Below are 17559 nucleotides of genomic sequence, written 5' to 3' on the forward strand. Positions count from 1 at the left end.
CTCTCCGCGGGGGAGCACTTCGGCGTTCCCCTTCGGGCGATCCGAACCCGGGCGACGGGCCTCGACACGCACGTATCGCTCCCCCGGCGGGGCGGCCGATCGCCGGACATTAAGTGCGCACCGGCCGGTATCCGATCGCATGAACCTCGCCGACTCCGCGCCCGTCGCGGGCGTCGCTGCCTGCCTCGCGCTGCTTTCCGTGTTGGCCGCACCGTTCGTCCTCATCGCCGACGCCGGAACGGGGCTGGGCGTCTACTACGCCTCCGGAACCGTCGGCGCCGCCGGCGTCGCGTTCCTCGCGGTCCTCCTCGTCGTGGTCTTTCTCTCGGGGCGCCAGGAGCGCCGGCCCGCCAGCACCGTCGCCGGCGTCGCACTCGTCGCCGGCCTCGGACTGTTGGCGTTGGCCGTGGCGTGGGCGCTGGCGGTCGACGTGCAGAACCTCTACTCGTTCCCGCAGTCGGCGACGTGGATCCTCTGGCACCGCTGGCTCGTCGTCGGCGTCGCGGCGCTCGTCCCGCTCAGTGCGGGCGCGTTCGCCAGCGCCGTCGTGTGACCGCCGGCTGTCGATTCCGTCGCCGCCTCGACGAACCGGACCGCAAGGCCCTTAAGTCGGTCCGGACTACTTCGGAGTGGACTAGGTCGGGCAGTTAGGCCCTGCTCGTCTCCCGCAATAGAGTCTTTAGCGGGGACCGAACGCCGGACGCGTCCGGGGCGCCCACCGCGGGCCTCGGAAGCTGACGGAGAAGCCTCGTCCGCCGGGGACGACGGTCCGCCGGGACGCACCCGCAGGGGTGTTCTCCCCCGGTTCGTCGGTGGAACCGGGCCAGGCGCGGAAGCGAGCAGCCCACCACCGGACGTCCGTCGCTCGTCGGGCCGCGGGGCGGAGTCAGCGACCGGGATTCCCCACGGTGGAACCCCCGGGCAACTCCGGTCCGTCCGCCATTCATCTCGTCTTCTCTCCGCCGAGCCGTGGCGCCGTCGCGCGTCGGGCTGATCCCTGTGCCTCGGGCCGTTCAACCGCGTCGCTGGCGCCGTGTCGCGACCGCAACCGCCGAGTACCTGCCGTCCCAAGCGCGTCCATGAGCAGCGCCGAGGCCGACGGCATCACGGCGACGTACGAGGAGACCGACACCGAGCGCCTGCTGACGTTCGAGCGCGACGGCCGCCGCGCGGCTGTGGCACAGAACCTGGAGGGGTACGCCATGCTGAAAGTTCGCGACGGCGGCGCCGCCGGCGACGAGTTGGAGCGCTACTACGGCTTCGACATGGCGCTGGACCACGTCGCGGAACTGCTCGGCGTCGCGGTCCACGACCTCCCGGTCCCGGAGGAGGCGGCGGACATGGGAATGTGAGCGGGACCCGGCCGCCGCGGCGGACGCAGTAGCGACGCAGCAGCGACTCAGTACGCGTACTCGTCCTCGGTCAACTGGACGTACCGCCCGCCGCGGTTCCGCCACTTGATCCACTGGTACCGCAGGAGGAGCTTCGTCGCGCCCCAGCCGGCGCTGAACTTCTGCTCGAACATCCCGACCCCACCGTCGCCGGCGAGCATCTCCCGGCCGATGCGGAACGTGTCGTCCCAGTCGTCCGGCCCGTACCCGCGGCACAGCTCCGCGAGCGCGACGTTGCGAAGCAGCTCGTCGCCGATGGCGTCCTTCCACCGCTCGTTGTATCCCGACACGTCGCCCTCGGCTGCCAACTCGCCGGCGATGGCGCCGGTACGTACCGCGACGTGGTCGCCGCCCTCGTGGAAGGCGCTAGTGGTGCCCATCGCGCCGCCGGTCACGCAGACGCCCGCCTCAACGGGGCTGTCGATCGGGTTCGTCGAGGAGATCGGGTACGTCTCCGTGCCGTTCCTCTTGCCGGCGTCCTCGACGAGGGGGAAGTCCTCCTCGATGTCGTACTCGTCGCCCCACTCGCGCTCGAGGATCCGGCGGACGTACTCCTTCCCGGAGGGGATCCGCTCGTCGTCCTCGCGGATGAGCGCGTACTCCTCCCTGTCCTCGACCTCGTCGAGGTCCATCCCGATGGGCATCGTCAGCCCGACGCGGCAGACCCGCTCGGCGTTCGGGAACACCCACGGGTAGGCGGTGTGCCCGGGCATGACGCCCCACCAGAACGTGATCGCGCCGTCGACCTCATCGTACACCTCCCGCGGGAACTTCCGGTACTCCTGGTAGGCGATGTGGTTGTTCTCGGTCGAGGCGAGGCGCTCGGAGGCCTTCCGCCCGTCGGGGAGGTACCGATCGAGCACGCGGTTCGTCACCGTGCGCTGGGGACCGTCCGCGAGCACGAGGAAGTCCGCGCCGACTTCGTCGCCGCCGGCCAGCGAGAGCACGTGGCGCGGGTCGTCGCCGCCGACGCCCGCCGAGAGGTCCGTCTCCACGTCCTTCACGGACGCCTTGACGCGGTACTCGGCGCCGGCGTCCTCCGCTCTATCGCGCATGAAGTCGTCGAAGCGCGCGCGGTGCATCGTGTAGCCGAAGCCGTCGTAGCTCGACTCGATGCCGGTCGAGCGGAGAGTACACGCTTCGGTCGGTCCGACGAACTCCGCGCGGTCGAGTTCGTCCTGGATGACGCCCTCGGGGAACTCGTCGGGGTGGATCCCCATGATGTCGACCCAGTAGTCGAGGATGCCGGCGGCGTCGGTCGAGTCCGGGCCGAGTCGCTCCCGGTCCGCCCGGGGGACGCCCTTCTCGAAGACGACGGCGTCGGCCCCGCGAGCGGCGGCGGCGTGGGCGGCGGCAGATCCCGCCGGTCCGCCGCCGACGATGGCGACGTCGACTCGTTGCATGCTCCGATCGGACCGCGGATCGCTCTTAAATCGTCCGAAGCACACCGACCGGCTCGTCGCAGTACTGCGTCCGTCGATCCGGAGCGCGCCGCGGCGGGGGAAGGCCTATCCCGACAGACGGCGGAATCGTCGTATGGATCTCTCGCGGAGCGTTCGCGCGATCGCCGGCGCGGCGGACGCGACCGACGGCGCCATCGACTGGGACGCCGTCGCGGAGGCGGCCAAGGGCGGCTGTGAGCCGGGCGACCTGCGGGTTGAGCCGGCCGAACGTGAGGCGTTCGCCGACGACGTGCGGGCCGCCCGTGATGGTCTTCGCGCGGCCTCCGGCGTCGACTTCGACCTTCCGGGGAGCATCGAGGTGCAACACCGCCACCACTGGATCGACGCGAACGTCGACACCTTCCGCCGGGTGCTTCGTCCGCTGGAGGACACCGCGACCGGCGGGGGCGTCCCGGGCGTGGCACGCTCGCTGAACACCGGGACGATGGCCGTGACGGTCGCGTTCCTCGCTCGGAACGTCCTCGGCCAGTACGACCCGCTGTTGCTCGCGGAGGCCGATCCCACCGACCACGGGCTGTACTTCGTCCGGCCGAACATCCAGCAGGTGGCGGTTGACCTGAACGTCGGCTACCCGCGGTTCCGCCGGTGGATCGCCTTTCACGAGGTCGCCCACGCCGCCGAGTTCGCGGCGGCGCCGTGGCTGCCGGGGTATCTCGAGGACCGCTTGGAGTCGGGGATCGCGTCGGTGACCGACGAGTCGTCGCTGCTCGAACTCGCTCGCCCCGGTCGCGACGGGGGCGGCCCGATCGACTCGTTCGCCGACCTCAACACGGCGATGACGGCCGTCGAGGGGTACGCGGAACTCCTCATGGACCGCGCGTTCGACGACGAGTACGACGACCTCCGCGCGAAACTCGACGCGCGTCGCCAGGGCGGCGACCCGATCACGAACCTGTTCAAGCGACTGCTCGGCTTCGGCATGAAGCGTCGACAGTACGAGCGCGGCGCGGCGTTTTTCGCGGCCGTCGCGGACGAGACGGATCTCCGGACCGCCTCGCTGGTATGGGAGCGGCCCGGGAACCTCCCGACCGACGCGGAACTCGACGACCCCGACGCGTGGATCCGCCGGGTCGCGTGACTGCGGGTGCGGCAGCCGCAGTCGCCGCGACCGCGGTCGCTCGACCGATTCCTCTCCGGCCTGCCGGGCCGGCTACCGCTTGGGCGAGTACTCCTTCAGCGTCCGCACGACGAACCACGTCAACGCCACACCGATGAGGAGCGAGACGGCGACGGCCGTGGCGATCTGTGCCGGCGTCGGCTCCGCCTGTAACGACACGAGCCCGCCCGAGACGCCGATAAGGAGGACCATGCCGACCTTGAGCCGTCGGTTCGTCGCGTCCCGCTTCTCCTTCGTGATGCTCGGACCGACCATCAGCGATCGACACCCGAATCGATGTCGGTCGCTGCCGAGACGTGCATCCCCGCGAACGCCCACCCGTCGTCGTCGGGAAGGAGCGTCCCGCTCCAGCGCGTCTCGAACGAGCGCTCGGCGAACGCCTCGGTGTCGTACCACGACAGCGACACCGCGTCGGCGACGGCGGCGCCACCGTCGCGTTCGATGACCTGCAAGTCGTAGCTCTGAACGCTCCAGTCCTCGGTCGTCCGTGTCTGTTCGCGCAGGGCGTTGGCGATCTCGGCGTACCCAACGAGCCGTTCGCTGATCCCCACTTTCACGGTCGCCGGCGATTCGACGAAGAACGGCGCGAGCGCCTCGCCCGCGCGGAGGGCGTCGTAGTACGCCCGGACCGTCTCCTCGGGTGTCATTGGATCTCGACTGGGGGGCCGGGGGCTTGAAATCCGCGTTCCGGGAGCCGCGGGGCGCCGTCGCCGACGAAGGCAAGTGCCGCCGGCCCCTCGGATCCGGTATGAGCTATCCGGTTACCTACTACTGTCCCCACTGCGGCACGCTCGTCGAACTGGAGCGCGACGGCTACCTCTCCGATAAGGCCGTCACGCCGTACCCGTTCGAGGGGTGGGAGTACGCCGCCCCCGACGAGCCGTTCGAGGACGGCGCCGCCGACGGTGTCGCGTTCGTCTGCGGCGAGGGGCCGTCGCCGGCGGGCGAGGACGCTGCGGACGCCGAGGGCTGCGGGAAACGATTCTACCTTTCGTTCGTGAAGTTCGAGAACGGCCGCGAGATCGATCCGCGACGCGCCGAAACGGACGGTGAACGGGTCGAACTCGCGGAGGATCGCGGACCGAAGTCGCCGCGAGGACCCGAGAAACCGGACGGTCCTTCCGGTCCGACGGGTGGGTTCTACTGACTCCGGACGGAGCACATCCCCGCGAAGCGATCACGGTCGCCCCCGCCCCGAACGTTCAAATACGAATCCGGAACCACCGTCCCTGTGACGTGACGGTCACCACGGCGCGAGCGCGGGTGTGCGACGCCGCGTGTCGTGGACGGTGCGGGGCGTCGCCTGTCAGCCCCACGCTCACCGAGCGAGCGGCTACCCCTTGATGTTGCAGACGGGGAACGTACGCGCCACCTTGTCGCCGATGCCGAGCGCGTCGCTCACGCGGACGACCTCGTCGACGTCCTTGTACACGCCGGGCGCCTCCTCGGCGACCGTCGCGCCCGACTGTGCCTTCACGTAGATGTGGTCCTGATCGCGGAGTTCGTCCTGGACGGTCTCCCCCCAGTACTCCTGCTTGGCGGCGGTGCGGCTCATCACGCGACCGGCGCCGTGTGCCGTCGAGCCGAAGGTCTGCGCGAGCGACTCGTCGCCGCCGACGAGCACGTAGCTGCCGGCGCCCATGCTCCCGGGGATGATGACCGGCTGTCCCACGTCGCGGTAGGCCGCGGGGACTTCCTCGCGGCCGGCCGGGAACGCGCGCGTGGCGCCCTTGCGGTGGACGTACAGTTCGCGCTCCTCGTGAGCGACAGCCTCCTCCGTGGGGACGGCGGTGCCGTCGTCGTCGACGCCGACCTCGTGGGTCTCCTTCTTCGCGATGTTGTGGGCCACGTCGTAGAGGAGTTCCATCCCGAGTTCCTCGGCGTCCGCACGGAACACGCGTTCGAACACGCGGCGCGTCCGGTGGGTGATGAGCTGCCGATTCACCCACGCGAAGTTGATCGCCGCGCACATCGCGCCGTAGTACTCGTCGGCCAGCTCCGAGCCGGCGGGCGCGGCCGCGAGCTCCTTGTCGGGAAGCGATTCGAGCAGGTCGGCGTGCCGTTTCTCGATCTTCCGGAGGTAGTCGGTGCACACCTGGTGACCCAGTCCGCGTGACCCGCAGTGGATCAACACGACGATCTGGTCTTCTTCGAGGCCGAACGAGTCGGCGACGGCCTCGTCGAACACGTCGGTCACGCGCTGAACCTCGAGGAAGTGGTTCCCCGAGCCGAGGCTCCCGAGTTGGTTCCGGCCGCGATCTTTCGCCTTCTGGGAGACGAATTCGGGGCGCGCGTCGGGGCGACGGCCCTCGTCCTCACAGTGGGCGAGGTCGTCTTCGGTGGCGTACCCCTCCTCCAGCGCCCACTCCATCCCCCGTTCGAGCACCGCCTCGACGGTGTCGGCGTCGCCCTCGACGATCCCGCCGCCGCCGAGACCCGAGGGGACGTTCGCGAAGAGGCTCTCGACGAGTTCCTCTTCTTTGCCCTGCACGTCCTCGTACGTGAGCTCCGTCCGGATCATCCGGACGCCGCAGTTGATGTCGTAACCGACCGCTCCCGGGGAGATACAGCCATCTCTCGCGTCGGTCGCGCCGACGCCGCCGACGGGGAAGCCGTATCCTTGGTGGCCGTCGGGCATGCACGCGGCGTACGTGGTAATCCCCGGGAGATGTGTCGCGTTGCGGAGCTGTTGGAGCGTCTTGTCGTCGCCGATCTGTTCGAGGAGTGGATCGCTCGCGAGCACGCGTGCGGGAGCGTTCATCTCCCCCTCCTGTGGGATCTCCCAGACGAACTCCCGAACCTTGCGGAGTTCGATCCCGTCGTACTCGCGGGTCTCGGCCGTGTCTGTCATGTCCGTAGCTCCCGTTGGCGCACGGAATAGCGTTACTACCGCTCGGCGTCACGCCGACGCCGCCCGGCCGACCGTCCGGTCCCGGACGACTCCGATGCGGCGGCGCGTACGGCGTCCGGACCCATCTCGGGAGTGCCTCGTTCGTTCGTCGACCTGAAGACGGTCGTGTCGATCGAGAGCGGTCCGGCCCCGGTGACGAGCAGCACCGAGACCAGGCCGAACAGCGAGATGTGCGCGATCACCGGGTCCTCCGCGAGCCCGAACAGCGTGGTCGTAAACACGACGAACGCCGCGCTCGAAGCGGCGCGCGTGAACAGTCCGAGCACGAGCAACAGGCCGAGGAACAGTTCGGTGAGGGCCGCGCCGAGTATCCACAACTCCGGCGGCACGGGTAGTAGCGTCGACAGGCCGTACTGCTCGACGACTGCGAGTGCCTTCCCGGGCGTGAGCAGCTTCTCGGCGAGGGCGAGGTAGATGAAGACGATACCCATCCCGACCCGGACGACTGTCGGGACGAACTTCCGGTACGGGTCGATCAACTCCCCGACCGGGACGGCGACGCTGCGGTGAAACGGATCGAACCGGGAGTACACGGTCTCTTTGTTCGCCGCCAGCCGCGCGATGACGTGGTCGGCGCTCGGTCGACCCCCGCCGACGAGCACGATCGCGAGGAGACCTGCGACGTACTCGAACGCGAAGAACATCGAGGGATGCAGCGGCAGTAAAACCAGATACGACGCCAGCGCGATTCCCGCGACGAGTCGCGTCGCGAGACCGAACAACAGCGCGAACCCGACGGCGACGCCGAACAGCCGAACCGGGACCGCGGTGTCGGCGGCCGTGACTAGCGGTGTGAACAGGTAGCCCGCGAAGCCGGCGCCGACCATCGGCAGTCCGATACTGAGCCTGAGCAACCACGGGAGCAGGTCCGCGTAGTCGACGAGCGCCCGCCGTATCGCGGCCACGTCGTCGCGGAGCGGTCGAACTCGGAGATATCCCGCCATCGTCCCGATCACGCCGACGCCCCCGGCACCGAGTGCCAGCACGACCACGGGGTCAGACAGCGCGGCCGCTAGGAACGCGATCGGGTCGCCGTTCTCCGCGTCGGTCACGTACTCTACGTGTGCGGCGGCGACGCCCGACGCGCCGGCGACGAGCGCGGCGAGCGCACCGACGTACACGGCGAACGCGGTGGGGCGGTGCCGAGAACGCGGGTCCATCGTGTGCAGCCCCGGGCGCTGAGATGGTAAATCCTGTGACTAACTCACATGCACCCTCCACGGCGGAACAGATACTCAGACGTCGAAGACGACGTATGCGCGCCATCCGTCGTCGGTCTCCACGAGTTCCATCTCCGAGTACGTCACCGCCTTCACATCGCGTGCGGTGACATCCGTCAGGGGGACGCCACGCGCGGTGGCCTCGACGACCCACTCGTCCCCGTCGCGGCGGACGGTCGCTCGATAGTCAAACGGTAACACGCCACGCACGTCCCGTTCGTAGATGCACTCGTCGAGGTAGTCGAACAGCGCCGCCTCCAGCGACTCGGACCGAACGCGCATCTCGAAGCGGTCGCCGGTCGGCGGGATCGAATCACACATGGCTGCGGTCAGTCCCTCCGCCACGGCGGCGAACACGCCCCCCAGGGAGTCCGCGGTCGCCGCGACGGCCACGTCGGCGGTGTGCTCGCGGAGTTCGAACCGGCCGCTCGCGTCGACATCACTGTTCGGCTCAGCGTCGACTTCCTGATCTGTTCGCTCGGGATCGTCGATCACGGGTTCGATACCGTGTTCGCACCACCGGCTGTTAAACACGATGAGCGGGAGCATCAACGGCACGACTACCGCCACTCCGGTGACGAACGCGCTTCACAACGCCCAATCGACCGACCCGCTCGGCCGGTCGGGAGACCGACTCGACAGTACCGATCCGAATGAGCGATGGACCTACAAACGGTGCTGCTTCCGCTGTTACGGTCAGCGAGCGCGCGTCCGGCGGAGAGCCCCGCCGACGGTGGAGTTAAATGCACCTCAGCAGTATGACCACCCACGTGAGCGTCAACGTCGAGAAGCGCATGGACCCCCCCGGGGAGGCCGCCAACGCCGAGGCCGCCTGGGCGCTGAAAGAGGAGATCCGCGAGCGCGAGGGCGTCCTCAAGCAGCGCCGCGGCTTCTTCATGAACGCCTACAAGCGGGCCGAGTGCCACCTGCTCGTCGAGGACGACGAGCTCGTCGGCTTCGCGTCCGCGCGCCGCGACGGCTACATCCTGTTTCTCGCCGTCGCGCCGCGGGTCCGGGGACGCGGCTACGGCGAGCGCCTCGTCGCCGAGATCGCCGAGGGGAACCGCTCGGTGTCGTGTCACGCGCGGACGACGAACGAGGCGGCGCTGGACTTCTACAAGCACATCGGCTTTCAGGTCGTCCGCCGCATCGAGAACTACTACGAGGACGGCGGCGACGCGTTCTATCTGAAGCTGGGCGACGACTCGTCGCTCAGGGATCGGCTCTCGAAGTTCCTCCGGTAGCGGTTTGTACCGCCGCCGCGTATCTGCCCGTGCGCGCCTTCAGTCCCCGCCCCAGTAGACCCGCCAGGGTGCGATGACGGTGCGGAGAACCCGGGCGCGCGACACACGGCCCGCCGCGAGCCGCGATCGCGGACGCCCGGCACGAGGGTTTACCGGCCGACGCGGCACGCCGCCTCGGGATGAGGCCGGCTCGTTAGTGTTCCGGGCGACACTTCGTCCGCCGAGTATCCGCTTCGGGTTAGCGGCCGGTCGAACTGTCGTACAGCTCGTCGAACTCCCGTTCGCCGCGGATCAACTCGTCGACCCCCTCCGTGAGCGTCACGTCACCGAAGACGGTCGCCCGGTAGTAGGTGTACAGTCCGTCTTGTCCACGCTCGGTACGCTGTCGCTTTTCGATGAGTCCGACCTCGACGAGCTTGTTGAGGTGGTAGTGGAGGGTACTGTCATCGATGTCGAGCGCGTCCTCCAACTCCGTCGGACTCATCGGCCCGGTGTGGACGAGGCGGTAGAGGACCTCATAGCGAGTGCGGTGGCCGACGGCAGCGTGCATCGCGAGGTACTCGTCGAGCGTGAGGACGCTCTCGTCCGGGAGCAGGTCGTCCGGGTCTTCCGGAACCCGACCACCGACCGCCTCCGAGTGGTTCGTCGCCATCCTACTCGGGAGTACGGGGGAGTGACTCTTAGAGTTTCTCAAGCCGAAGGTTCTAAAAAACGCCCTATTTTAAATACTACCCGTGAGCACAGCCGACCGTGACGGGAGAGATCACACGAGACCTGATCGTCGAGCGGTTGGGCCACGTGAAATACGATCGGTTCCTGTTCTACCTGATGGGCCCGTACAAATCCTTCAATCTCAACTACGTGCTCAGCGAGGAGGAGCGCCGCGAGATCGATGTCGACGACCTCCCGGGACCGCTGCGTCGGCTCTTTCGGAACAAAACGGATATCGATGCGGCGCAGGCACTCCTGCGCCGGGTACAGGGCGAACTCCGAGTCACGCCGGGGATAAACGCGTTTCTGGCTCTCGATGTCGGTGTCGACACCGACGACGTGGACGCGGCGACACAGAGCATCGAATACACGAAATGTAGTAACGCGACGGCGTTCGTCCTCCCGTTTCTTGGACACAATTTCGGCGTCGGGGAGGAGGCCGGGAGCGTCCTCGAGGCGCTCTCGGAAACGCATGGGGATCGGTTGGTTTTCGTCCACGAGGACGACGTGACGAGCGCGATGATCCGCTCCGCACGGGTGCGGTGGGACCTGCGGGTCGAAACGTACGAGACGGAGGCGGACCTCGTCCGAACACTCCGATTCTTCGCGGGCGGCATCATGCAGCAGGAACGCCGGGGCGAACTCAGCCGGTTGGAGTGAGCTGCGGGAAGCGGTCAGGAAATGTCCGGACAGGAGACCTCCGTCATAGCCCCGCCACGTCCTCGATGGCGTCCGTCAGCTCCTTGATCGACTCCACGTCGTGCTCGCCCATGTGGCCGATGCGGAACGTCTCCTCACCGAGTTGTGAGCCGTAGCCGTTCGAGAAGGCCATGTCGTACTCCTCGCTCACGCGATCGATCGTCGCCGCAACGTCGATGTTCTGCGTGTTCTCGATGCACGCGACCGTCTGCGACTCGTACCCCTCCTCGGGGAACATGTCGAAGTGCTCGCGGGCCCACTCGCGGGTGTACTCGGCCATCTCGCGATGTCGGGCGTCGCGTTCCTCATGGCCCTCCTCCAGCATGTACTTCATCTGCTTGCGGTACGCCAGCATGATCGGGATCGCCGGCGTCGAGTGGGTCTGTCCCTTGCGGTCGTAGTAGTCGAGCGCGCGCTGGAAGCCGCCGTACCACGAGGCGGAGTCCGTCTCCAGTTCCCGCTCGTACGCCTCGTCGCTGACGACACACACCGCCAGCCCCGGCGGCATCGCGAACGCCTTCTGCGTCGACGCGAAGATCACGTCGATGCCGTGGGCGTCGATGTCGACGTAGTCGCCCCCGAGCGCGGAGACGGCGTCGACGACGAAGTACGTGTCCGGGTACTCCGAGACCACGTCGCCGATCTCCTCGATCGGGTTGCGGACGCCGGTCGAACTCTCGTTCATTACGGTCGCGACCACGTCGTAGTGTGTGTCGCTCTCCTCGAGGTGCTCGCTGATGTCCGCCGGCTTGATCGCCTCCCCCCACTCGTACTCCAGGCGGTCCACGTTCTTACCGAGTCGCTCGGCGACGTCGGCGTGGCGCTCGCTGAAGCTCCCGCACGTCGGCACGAGGATGTTCTCGTCGACGAGGTTCAGGGTCGACGCCTCCCAGAACTCGGTCCCGGAGGCGGTGAGGATCATCACCTCGTTGTCGGTGCCGAGGAACTCCTTCGTGTCCTCGACGATGGTCGTGTACAGGTCCGTCATCCGGTCCATCCGGTGGCCGAACATCGGCTGGGCCATCTCCTCGATCACGTCCTCGCGGACCTCCGTCGGGCCGGGGATGTACAGCGTCTTCTCGGGGTAGTCGTCCGTGTACTCGCGTTTCTCGGTCACGAAATCACCTGATACCCGTGGCTCCGGGGCCGGGCGGCAAGGTGTTTGTGATTCCCCCAACTCCGGTACCGCGACGGCGGGTAACCGAGGTCCCCGTCGACCAATGGCCCTGCGGGCGGGGTGGACGCGAGAATGGCAAGAATCACGCCGACCGCTACCGTCGGCACCCATATGACCGACGACGGCGACGCCGACGAGAGCCGATTCCGCATCGAGACGGCCGCGATCCACGCGGGCCAACAGCCGGATCCCGAGACGGGCGCGCTGATGACGCCCATCTACGCCAACTCCACCTACGAGCAGGACGGTCCCGGCGACCACCGCGGCTACGAGTACAGCCGCACCGGGAACCCCACCCGAACCGACCTGGAGGCGAACCTCGCGGCGCTGGAGGGCGGCGAGTTCGGCCGCGCGTTCTCCTCGGGAATGGGGTCGATCAACACTGTGCTCAATCTCCTGTCCGCGGGCGATCACGTCGTCACCGGCGACGACGTGTACGGCGGCACCCACCGGATCTTCACGCAGGTGTACGAGGAGTACGACCTCGAGTTCGACTTCGTCGACACCACCGACCACGACGCCGTCCGCGACGCGATGCGCGAGGAGACCGAACTCCTGTGGGTCGAGACGCCGACCAACCCGCTGATGCGCGTCAACGACATCGAGGCCCTCGCCGACATCGCCCACGAGCACGACGCCCTGTGTGCCGTCGACAACACCTTCGCGACGCCGTACCTCCAGCGCCCGCTGGAGCACGGCGCCGACATCGTGAGCCACTCGCTGACGAAGTACCTCGGCGGCCACTCGGACGTGGTCGGCGGCGCGCTCGTGACCGACGACGCCGAGTTGGACGAGCGCATCGGCTTCTACCAGAACTCGGTGGGCGCGACGCCGTCGCCGTTCGACTGTTTTCTCGTGCTCCGGGGAACCAAGACCCTCCCCGTGCGGATGGACCGCCACTGCGAGAACGCCCGCGACCTCGCGGCGTGGCTCGACGACCACGAGGCCGTCGAGCGCGTCTACTACCCGGGGCTCGACTCTCACCCGCAGCACGACCTGGCGAGCGATCAGATGGACGACTTCGGCGGCATGCTCTCGTTCGAGTTCGACGGCACGCTGGAGCAGGCGAGTACCGTCGTCGAGGGGACCGAGGTGTTCACGCTCGCCGAGAGCCTCGGCGGCGTCGAGAGCCTCATCGAGCAGCCCGCGGCGATGACCCACGCGGCCATCCCGAGGGAAGAGCGGGAGGCGGCCGGGCTCACCGACGGGCTCATCCGCGTCTCCGTCGGCGTCGAACACGTCGAGGACATGAAGGCGGATCTGGACGCGGCGTTCGACGCCGCGCGGGAGTAGTCGCGCGGAACGACGAGTCCGGGTGAGTTGTCGCCGGAGCCGACCGACGATCCATCGGGAACGGCGGGCGCACGCCGACGAGTTCTCGCCGCCCCACGGTCAGTACCGACGGACCGCGGCTGCGGCAATCCTCGCCGTCCCTCCCCGTATCCGAAGGGTCTTATTCGCGTGTGACACAGCGACACACAATGACTCATCGAGTCGGTATCCTCGGCGCCACCGGCGCCGTGGGCCAACGGTTCATTCAACTGCTCGACGGCCACCCGCAGTTCGAGATCGCGTGTCTGACCGCCAGCGAGTCCTCGGCGGGCAAGCCGTACCGCGAGGCGGCCAAGTGGCGCCTCGACTCCGCCATTCCGGAGGAGGTCCGGGACAGCACCGTCCGCGCGACCGACCCCACGGAGATCCCGGACGACATCGACCTGCTGTTCTCGTCGCTTCCCTCGGGCGTCGCCGCCGAGATCGAACCCGGTCTCTGTGAGGCGGGCTACGTGGTCTCCTCGAACTCCTCGAACGACCGCATGGCCGAGGACGTCCCGCTCACGATCCCCGAGATCAACCCGGACCACCTCGACCTGATCGAGGTCCAGCGCGACGAACGCGGCTGGGACGGCGCGCTCGTGAAGAACCCGAACTGCTCGACGATCACGATGGTGCCGACGCTGGCCGCGCTCGACGAGTTCGGCCTCGAGCGCGCGCAGGTGTCGACCCTGCAGGCGGTGTCGGGCGCGGGCTACGACGGCGTCACGTCGATGGAGATCATCGACAACGCCATCCCCCACATCGGCGGCGAGGAGGAGAAGATGGAGACCGAGAGCCGCAAGCTCCTCGGCGACTTCGACGGCGCGGAACTGTCGCTTCACTCCGCCGAGGTCGCCGCCTCGTGCAACCGGATCCCGACGATCGACGGCCACCTGGAGAACGTGTTCGCCGAACTCGCCGACGACCCTGCCCCCGCGGACGTTCGCGCGGCGATGGAGTCGTTCCCGGGTGCCGACCTCCCGTCCTCCCCGGATCAGCTCATCCACGTCTTCGGCGACGACCAGCCGGAGCGTCCGCAGCCCCGGATGGACCGGATGCGCGGCGACGGCATGCAGGTCGTCGCCGGCGGCGTTCAGTCGACGCCCGGGGGCGTGAAGTACAATTGCCTCGCGCACAACACGATCCGCGGCGCCGCGGGTGCCTCGCTGCTCAACGGGGAACTGCTCGCCAGCGAAGGCTGGATCTGAGCGGGCGGGCGGTCGCTCGGTCCTGACTTACTCCGCCAGCGCGGCCGCCACCTTCTCGATCGGGTGCGGCGGCTGTTCGCCTGTCCCCTCCCGATCGCCTAACTGCGACCGACAGGAGGCGCCTGGGGCGGTGACGGCCTCCGCGGGGCTCTCGTCGACCTTCTCGAACAGCAGCGACCCGATCGCCTTCGACAGCTCGTAGTGTTCGGCCTCGTAGCCGAAGCTCCCGGCCATCCCGCAGCAGGTGGTGTCCAGCGGGTCGACGTCGTAGCCGGCGCGGCGCAACACTCCGACCGCGTGGTGGTCCTTGTTCAGCGACTTCTGATTGCAGTGACCGTGATACGCGATCGCCTCGCCGGCCTCGGGCGCCTCGCGGAACTCGATCGTCTCGTCGAGCCGGGCAGTATCGACGTATTCCAGCACGCCGTAGCTGGCGGCCGAGACTGCCTCGACGGCGTCGCCGTCGAGCAGGTCCAGATACTCGTCCTGGAACATCACGGCGTCGGACGGCTCGACGAACACGACACTGTACCCCTCCGAGACGAGGGATTCGAGCCGCTCGACGTTCTCTGCGGCGCGCTCACGCGCCTTCTCCAGGAAGCCGCTCGAGAAGGCCGCCCGTCCCGACGCCGCGAGGTCGTCGGGGACGCGGACGTGGACGTTCGCCGCCTCCAGCACCTCGACGGCGGCCATCCCCGCGTCGGGCATGCTGTAGTTCGTGTACGTGTCCGGGAACAGGACGACCCGCGCGTCCGCCTCGGCGGCGCTCACCGCGGCGCCGCCGCGGCGTTCCCAGCGCCTGCGGAACGTGTCGCGCGTGAAAGTCGGAAGTTCACGGTCGCTGGCGATCCCGAGCGTCTTCTCCATCACCGTCCGCGCGCCTGGAAGCTTCGTCGCCGCGTTGGCGACGGGCGCGAGCGCGCTGCCGATCCGACTGGCCGCGTCGATGTCCGCGAAGACGCGCTCGCGGAGGCCCGCGCCCTCCTCCTCGTGGTGTTCGTGTTTCACCTCCGCCTTGAGCTTCGCCAGGTCGACGCCGGTCGGGCAGTCGGACATACAGCCTTTACAGCCGACACACAGGCCGAGCACTTCCTCCTGGAAGCGGTCGGAGTGGATCTCGTCCTCGGACAGTTCCCCGGAGATGGCCGCCCGGAGCATGTTGGCGCGCCCGCGCGTCGCCTGTATCTCCTCGCCGGAGGCACGGTACGTCGGGCACATCACGTCGCCCTCGGTCTCCCGGCAGGTGCCGCAGCCGTTGCACAGCTCGACGAGATGAGAGAACCCGCCCTCGTCGTCGAAATCGAGGGCGGTTTGGGGCTCGATCGAGGTATAGTCGGCGCCGTAGCGGAGGTTCTCGCGCATGTCCGTGTCGGCGGCGGAGTCGGGGTAGCCCCGCTCGGCGGCGGTCTCGCCGTCGACGTAGACGACCTTTCCGGGGTTCATCCGCCAGTCGGGGTCGAACGTGGACTTCAGCTCCTGAAACGCCCCCCAGAGGTCCTCCCCGTACATCTTGGGGTTGAACTCGGTGCGCGCGAGCCCGTCGCCGTGCTCCCCGGAGAACGCCCCGAAGTGGTCGAGCACGAGGTCGGTCACGTCGTCGGTGATCGAGTGCATCTTCTGGATGCCCTCGTCCTGCTTGAGGTTCAGGATCGGCCGGATGTGGAGCGTCCCCGAGCCGGCGTGTGCGAAGTAGGCGGCGGAGGTGCCGTGGTCCGCCAGCACCTCCTCGAACTCGCCGACGTACTCGGCCAACTCCGCGGGCGGCACCGTCGCGTCCTCGATGAACGGGTACGGCTTGGGGTCACCCTGCAGACTCATCAGGAGGGGAATGGCCGCCTTCCGGAGCTTCCAGAGCTTCTCCTGTTCCTCCTCGGAGTACGCCTCCAGCACGTCGAAGGCGGCGCCGTTCGTCACGAACTCCTCGGTCGTGTCGGCCATCGCAGCCTCGAAGTCGTCCACCACCTCCGAGTCCCACTCCAACATCAGCGCCGCCGCCGCGCCGTCCGGGATCGGCTCCTCGTACTGCGCGTACTCGGTCGACTCGCGGGCGAGGCGGAACACCTCGTCGTCCATCAACTCGACCGCGCTCACCGGGTACTCCAGCGCGACCGGAACCGCCTCCATCGCGTCGACGAGGTCGTCGAAGCAGTACAGCGCTAACGCCGTCTCCTCGGGCTTGGTGACCAGCGAGACGGTCGCCTCGACGATCGTCCCGAGGGTTCCCTCCGCGCCGACGAACAGCTTCGAGAGGTTGATGACTTCCTCGCCGTCGTCGTTTTCGTCGATCACCTTGTGGAGGTTGTACCCCGACACCGACCGCTTCAGGTTCGGGTACTTCTCGTCGATCTCGGCCTCGTTGTCCCGGACGAGCCGCTCGACGGTGCGGTACAGCTCCGCTTCGATACCCTCGCGGTCGAGTATTTCCTCGTGTTCCTCGGAGCCGAGGACGACCTCGCGGGTGTGGATCCGGGTTCCGTCCGCGAGCACAACGTCCAACTCCTCGGTGTAGGCGTCCGTGATCCCGTATCGCACCGAGTGGGCGCCCGTGGAGTTGTTTCCGATGCCGCCCACGACGGTCGCGCGCCCGGAGGAGGCCGGATCGGGCGCGAACTTCAGGCCGTCCTCCGCCAGCCGCGCGTCGAGGTGGTCCTGCACGACGCCCGGCTGGACGGTCGCCTCCTGCGCTGCTGGGTCGACGTCGACGATGTCGTCCATGTGTTTCGTGGTGTCGATCACGACGCAGCCGGGCCCGACGGTCTGGCCCGCCAGCGACGACCCGGTTCCTCGCGGAAGCACCGGCACCCCGTGCTCGGCGGCGACCTCGTGGGTCGCGACGACGTCGTCGGCGTCGCGCGGGCAGACGACGCCCGCCGGCTCCGCTTGGTAGATGGAGCCGTCGGTCGCGTACAACACCTGCGCGTACTCGTCGAACTGGACCTCGCCGGCGACGCGATCCCGCAGATCGGACGCCAGCTTGGCGTACTCCTCCACGTCCGGCCGATCGTATCCCAGCGATGCGGCGGATGTCTCCCATCGTTCGTCGGTCCCCGGGTCGTGCGTTGCCATAGATGACCCGAAGGAACAATCGTGTAAAAGGCCTTTGT

At 68.3% G+C, this 17559-nt stretch carries 17 protein-coding genes and 1 other RNA gene; 9 read left to right on the forward strand and 9 right to left on the reverse strand.

Annotation, left to right across the window (positions count from 1 at the left end; genetic code table 11):
* Positions 1–139 precede the first annotated feature (139 nt).
* The 3 genes from ABJD39_RS14830 (at position 140) to ABJD39_RS14840 (ending at position 1352) form a co-directional block, all read left to right on the forward strand.
* Positions 140–553, forward strand: a complete 414-nt coding sequence (locus ABJD39_RS14830; protein WP_348610373.1) for a DUF7548 family protein — start codon at positions 140–142, stop codon at positions 551–553.
* Between the two features lie 74 nt (positions 554–627).
* Positions 628–942, forward strand: an RNA gene (gene ffs, locus ABJD39_RS14835) — signal recognition particle sRNA.
* Positions 943–1079: 137 nt separating this feature from the next.
* Positions 1080–1352 carry a DUF7111 family protein gene (locus tag ABJD39_RS14840; RefSeq protein ID WP_348610376.1) on the forward strand — a complete coding sequence of 91 codons (273 nt, stop codon included), beginning with the start codon at positions 1080–1082 and terminating at the stop codon, positions 1350–1352.
* A gap of 47 nt (positions 1353–1399) precedes the next feature.
* On the opposite strand, the gene ABJD39_RS14845 is transcribed toward ABJD39_RS14840, so the two are convergent.
* Positions 1400–2794: an NAD(P)/FAD-dependent oxidoreductase gene (locus ABJD39_RS14845; RefSeq protein WP_348610379.1), complete on the reverse strand. Its 1395-nt coding sequence runs from the start codon at positions 2792–2794 to the stop codon at positions 1400–1402.
* A gap of 133 nt (positions 2795–2927) precedes the next feature.
* Here ABJD39_RS14845 and ABJD39_RS14850 point away from each other — a divergent pair, with 133 nt between their 5' ends.
* Positions 2928–3932 (forward strand): zinc-dependent metalloprotease, encoded by a 1005-nt coding sequence (locus ABJD39_RS14850; protein WP_348610382.1) that lies wholly within the window; start codon positions 2928–2930, stop codon positions 3930–3932.
* Positions 3933–4004: 72 nt separating this feature from the next.
* Here the strand turns inward: ABJD39_RS14850 and ABJD39_RS14855 are convergent, their stop codons facing one another.
* Together ABJD39_RS14855 and ABJD39_RS14860 are read right to left on the reverse strand one after the other, a co-directional pair.
* On the reverse strand, positions 4005–4226 hold the full coding sequence (locus ABJD39_RS14855; RefSeq protein WP_348610385.1) for a hypothetical protein: 222 nt from the start codon (positions 4224–4226) through the stop codon (positions 4005–4007).
* Positions 4226–4618, reverse strand: a complete 393-nt coding sequence (locus tag ABJD39_RS14860; protein WP_348610388.1) for a nuclear transport factor 2 family protein — start codon at positions 4616–4618, stop codon at positions 4226–4228. The genes ABJD39_RS14855 and ABJD39_RS14860 overlap by 1 nt, the downstream gene beginning before the upstream one ends.
* Before the next feature lie 101 nt (positions 4619–4719).
* On the opposite strand from ABJD39_RS14860, the gene ABJD39_RS14865 reads away from it, so the two are divergent.
* Complete coding sequence (locus ABJD39_RS14865) at positions 4720–5118, forward strand: hypothetical protein (protein WP_348610390.1); 399 nt, start codon at positions 4720–4722, stop codon at positions 5116–5118.
* 186 nt (positions 5119–5304) lie between these two features.
* Here ABJD39_RS14865 and ABJD39_RS14870 read toward each other — a convergent pair whose 3' ends face one another.
* The 3 genes from ABJD39_RS14870 to ABJD39_RS14880 form a co-directional block, all read right to left on the reverse strand.
* The gene (locus tag ABJD39_RS14870; protein ID WP_348610393.1) at positions 5305–6822 is read right to left on the reverse strand and encodes an RtcB family protein; all 1518 of its coding nucleotides are present in this window, start codon (positions 6820–6822) and stop codon (positions 5305–5307) included.
* Positions 6823–6857: 35 nt separating this feature from the next.
* Positions 6858–8042 (reverse strand): DoxX family protein, encoded by a 1185-nt coding sequence (locus ABJD39_RS14875; RefSeq protein ID WP_348610396.1) that lies wholly within the window; start codon positions 8040–8042, stop codon positions 6858–6860.
* Between the two features lie 75 nt (positions 8043–8117).
* Positions 8118–8495 carry an archease gene (locus ABJD39_RS14880; protein ID WP_348613662.1) on the reverse strand — a complete coding sequence of 126 codons (378 nt, stop codon included), beginning with the start codon at positions 8493–8495 and terminating at the stop codon, positions 8118–8120.
* 377 nt (positions 8496–8872) lie between these two features.
* On the opposite strand from ABJD39_RS14880, the gene ABJD39_RS14885 reads away from it, so the two are divergent.
* Positions 8873–9346, forward strand: coding sequence for a GNAT family N-acetyltransferase (locus ABJD39_RS14885; RefSeq protein WP_348613663.1), 474 nt, complete (start codon positions 8873–8875; stop codon positions 9344–9346).
* 238 nt (positions 9347–9584) lie between these two features.
* Here ABJD39_RS14885 and ABJD39_RS14890 read toward each other — a convergent pair whose 3' ends face one another.
* Positions 9585–9998 carry an ArsR/SmtB family transcription factor gene (locus ABJD39_RS14890; protein ID WP_348610398.1) on the reverse strand — a complete coding sequence of 138 codons (414 nt, stop codon included), beginning with the start codon at positions 9996–9998 and terminating at the stop codon, positions 9585–9587.
* Between the two features lie 98 nt (positions 9999–10096).
* Between ABJD39_RS14890 and ABJD39_RS14895 the strand changes: the two genes are divergently transcribed.
* Positions 10097–10717 carry a DUF7509 family protein gene (locus ABJD39_RS14895; protein WP_348610400.1) on the forward strand — a complete coding sequence of 207 codons (621 nt, stop codon included), beginning with the start codon at positions 10097–10099 and terminating at the stop codon, positions 10715–10717.
* A 43-nt stretch (positions 10718–10760) separates the two neighbouring features.
* On the opposite strand, the gene ABJD39_RS14900 is transcribed toward ABJD39_RS14895, so the two are convergent.
* Positions 10761–11873: a pyridoxal-phosphate-dependent aminotransferase family protein gene (locus ABJD39_RS14900; RefSeq protein WP_348610402.1), complete on the reverse strand. Its 1113-nt coding sequence runs from the start codon at positions 11871–11873 to the stop codon at positions 10761–10763.
* Between the two features lie 171 nt (positions 11874–12044).
* Here ABJD39_RS14900 and ABJD39_RS14905 point away from each other — a divergent pair, with 171 nt between their 5' ends.
* Both ABJD39_RS14905 and asd read left to right on the forward strand, forming a co-directional pair.
* The gene (locus ABJD39_RS14905; RefSeq protein WP_348610405.1) at positions 12045–13226 is read left to right on the forward strand and encodes a cystathionine gamma-synthase; all 1182 of its coding nucleotides are present in this window, start codon (positions 12045–12047) and stop codon (positions 13224–13226) included.
* A gap of 188 nt (positions 13227–13414) precedes the next feature.
* Positions 13415–14455, forward strand: coding sequence for an aspartate-semialdehyde dehydrogenase (gene asd, locus ABJD39_RS14910; RefSeq protein WP_348610408.1), 1041 nt, complete (start codon positions 13415–13417; stop codon positions 14453–14455).
* Positions 14456–14482: 27 nt separating this feature from the next.
* Here the strand turns inward: asd and ABJD39_RS14915 are convergent, their stop codons facing one another.
* Positions 14483–17521, reverse strand: coding sequence for an FAD-binding and (Fe-S)-binding domain-containing protein (locus tag ABJD39_RS14915; protein ID WP_348610411.1), 3039 nt, complete (start codon positions 17519–17521; stop codon positions 14483–14485).
* Positions 17522–17559 lie beyond the last annotated feature (38 nt).

Origin of the sequence: Halobaculum rarum, from assembly GCF_040025155.1 — an archaeon.
GTDB classification, from domain to species: domain Archaea; phylum Halobacteriota; class Halobacteria; order Halobacteriales; family Haloferacaceae; genus Halobaculum; species Halobaculum rarum.

Coding starts and splice junctions, on each gene's coding strand:
- ABJD39_RS14865 (WP_348610390.1), top strand. CDS start 4,720: ATGAGCTATCCGGTTACCTACTACTGTCCCCACTGCGGCACGCTCGTC.
- ABJD39_RS14850 (WP_348610382.1), top strand. CDS start 2,928: ATGGATCTCTCGCGGAGCGTTCGCGCGATCGCCGGCGCGGCGGACGCG.
- ABJD39_RS14845 (WP_348610379.1), bottom strand. CDS start 2,794: ATGCAACGAGTCGACGTCGCCATCGTCGGCGGCGGACCGGCGGGATCT.
- ABJD39_RS14855 (WP_348610385.1), bottom strand. CDS start 4,226: ATGGTCGGTCCGAGCATCACGAAGGAGAAGCGGGACGCGACGAACCGA.
- ABJD39_RS14890 (WP_348610398.1), bottom strand. CDS start 9,998: ATGGCGACGAACCACTCGGAGGCGGTCGGTGGTCGGGTTCCGGAAGAC.
- ABJD39_RS14860 (WP_348610388.1), bottom strand. CDS start 4,618: ATGACACCCGAGGAGACGGTCCGGGCGTACTACGACGCCCTCCGCGCG.
- asd (WP_348610408.1), top strand. CDS start 13,415: ATGACTCATCGAGTCGGTATCCTCGGCGCCACCGGCGCCGTGGGCCAA.
- ABJD39_RS14915 (WP_348610411.1), bottom strand. CDS start 17,521: ATGGCAACGCACGACCCGGGGACCGACGAACGATGGGAGACATCCGCC.
- ABJD39_RS14905 (WP_348610405.1), top strand. CDS start 12,045: ATGACCGACGACGGCGACGCCGACGAGAGCCGATTCCGCATCGAGACG.
- ABJD39_RS14840 (WP_348610376.1), top strand. CDS start 1,080: ATGAGCAGCGCCGAGGCCGACGGCATCACGGCGACGTACGAGGAGACC.
- ABJD39_RS14830 (WP_348610373.1), top strand. CDS start 140: ATGAACCTCGCCGACTCCGCGCCCGTCGCGGGCGTCGCTGCCTGCCTC.
- ABJD39_RS14875 (WP_348610396.1), bottom strand. CDS start 8,042: ATGGACCCGCGTTCTCGGCACCGCCCCACCGCGTTCGCCGTGTACGTC.
- ABJD39_RS14870 (WP_348610393.1), bottom strand. CDS start 6,822: ATGACAGACACGGCCGAGACCCGCGAGTACGACGGGATCGAACTCCGC.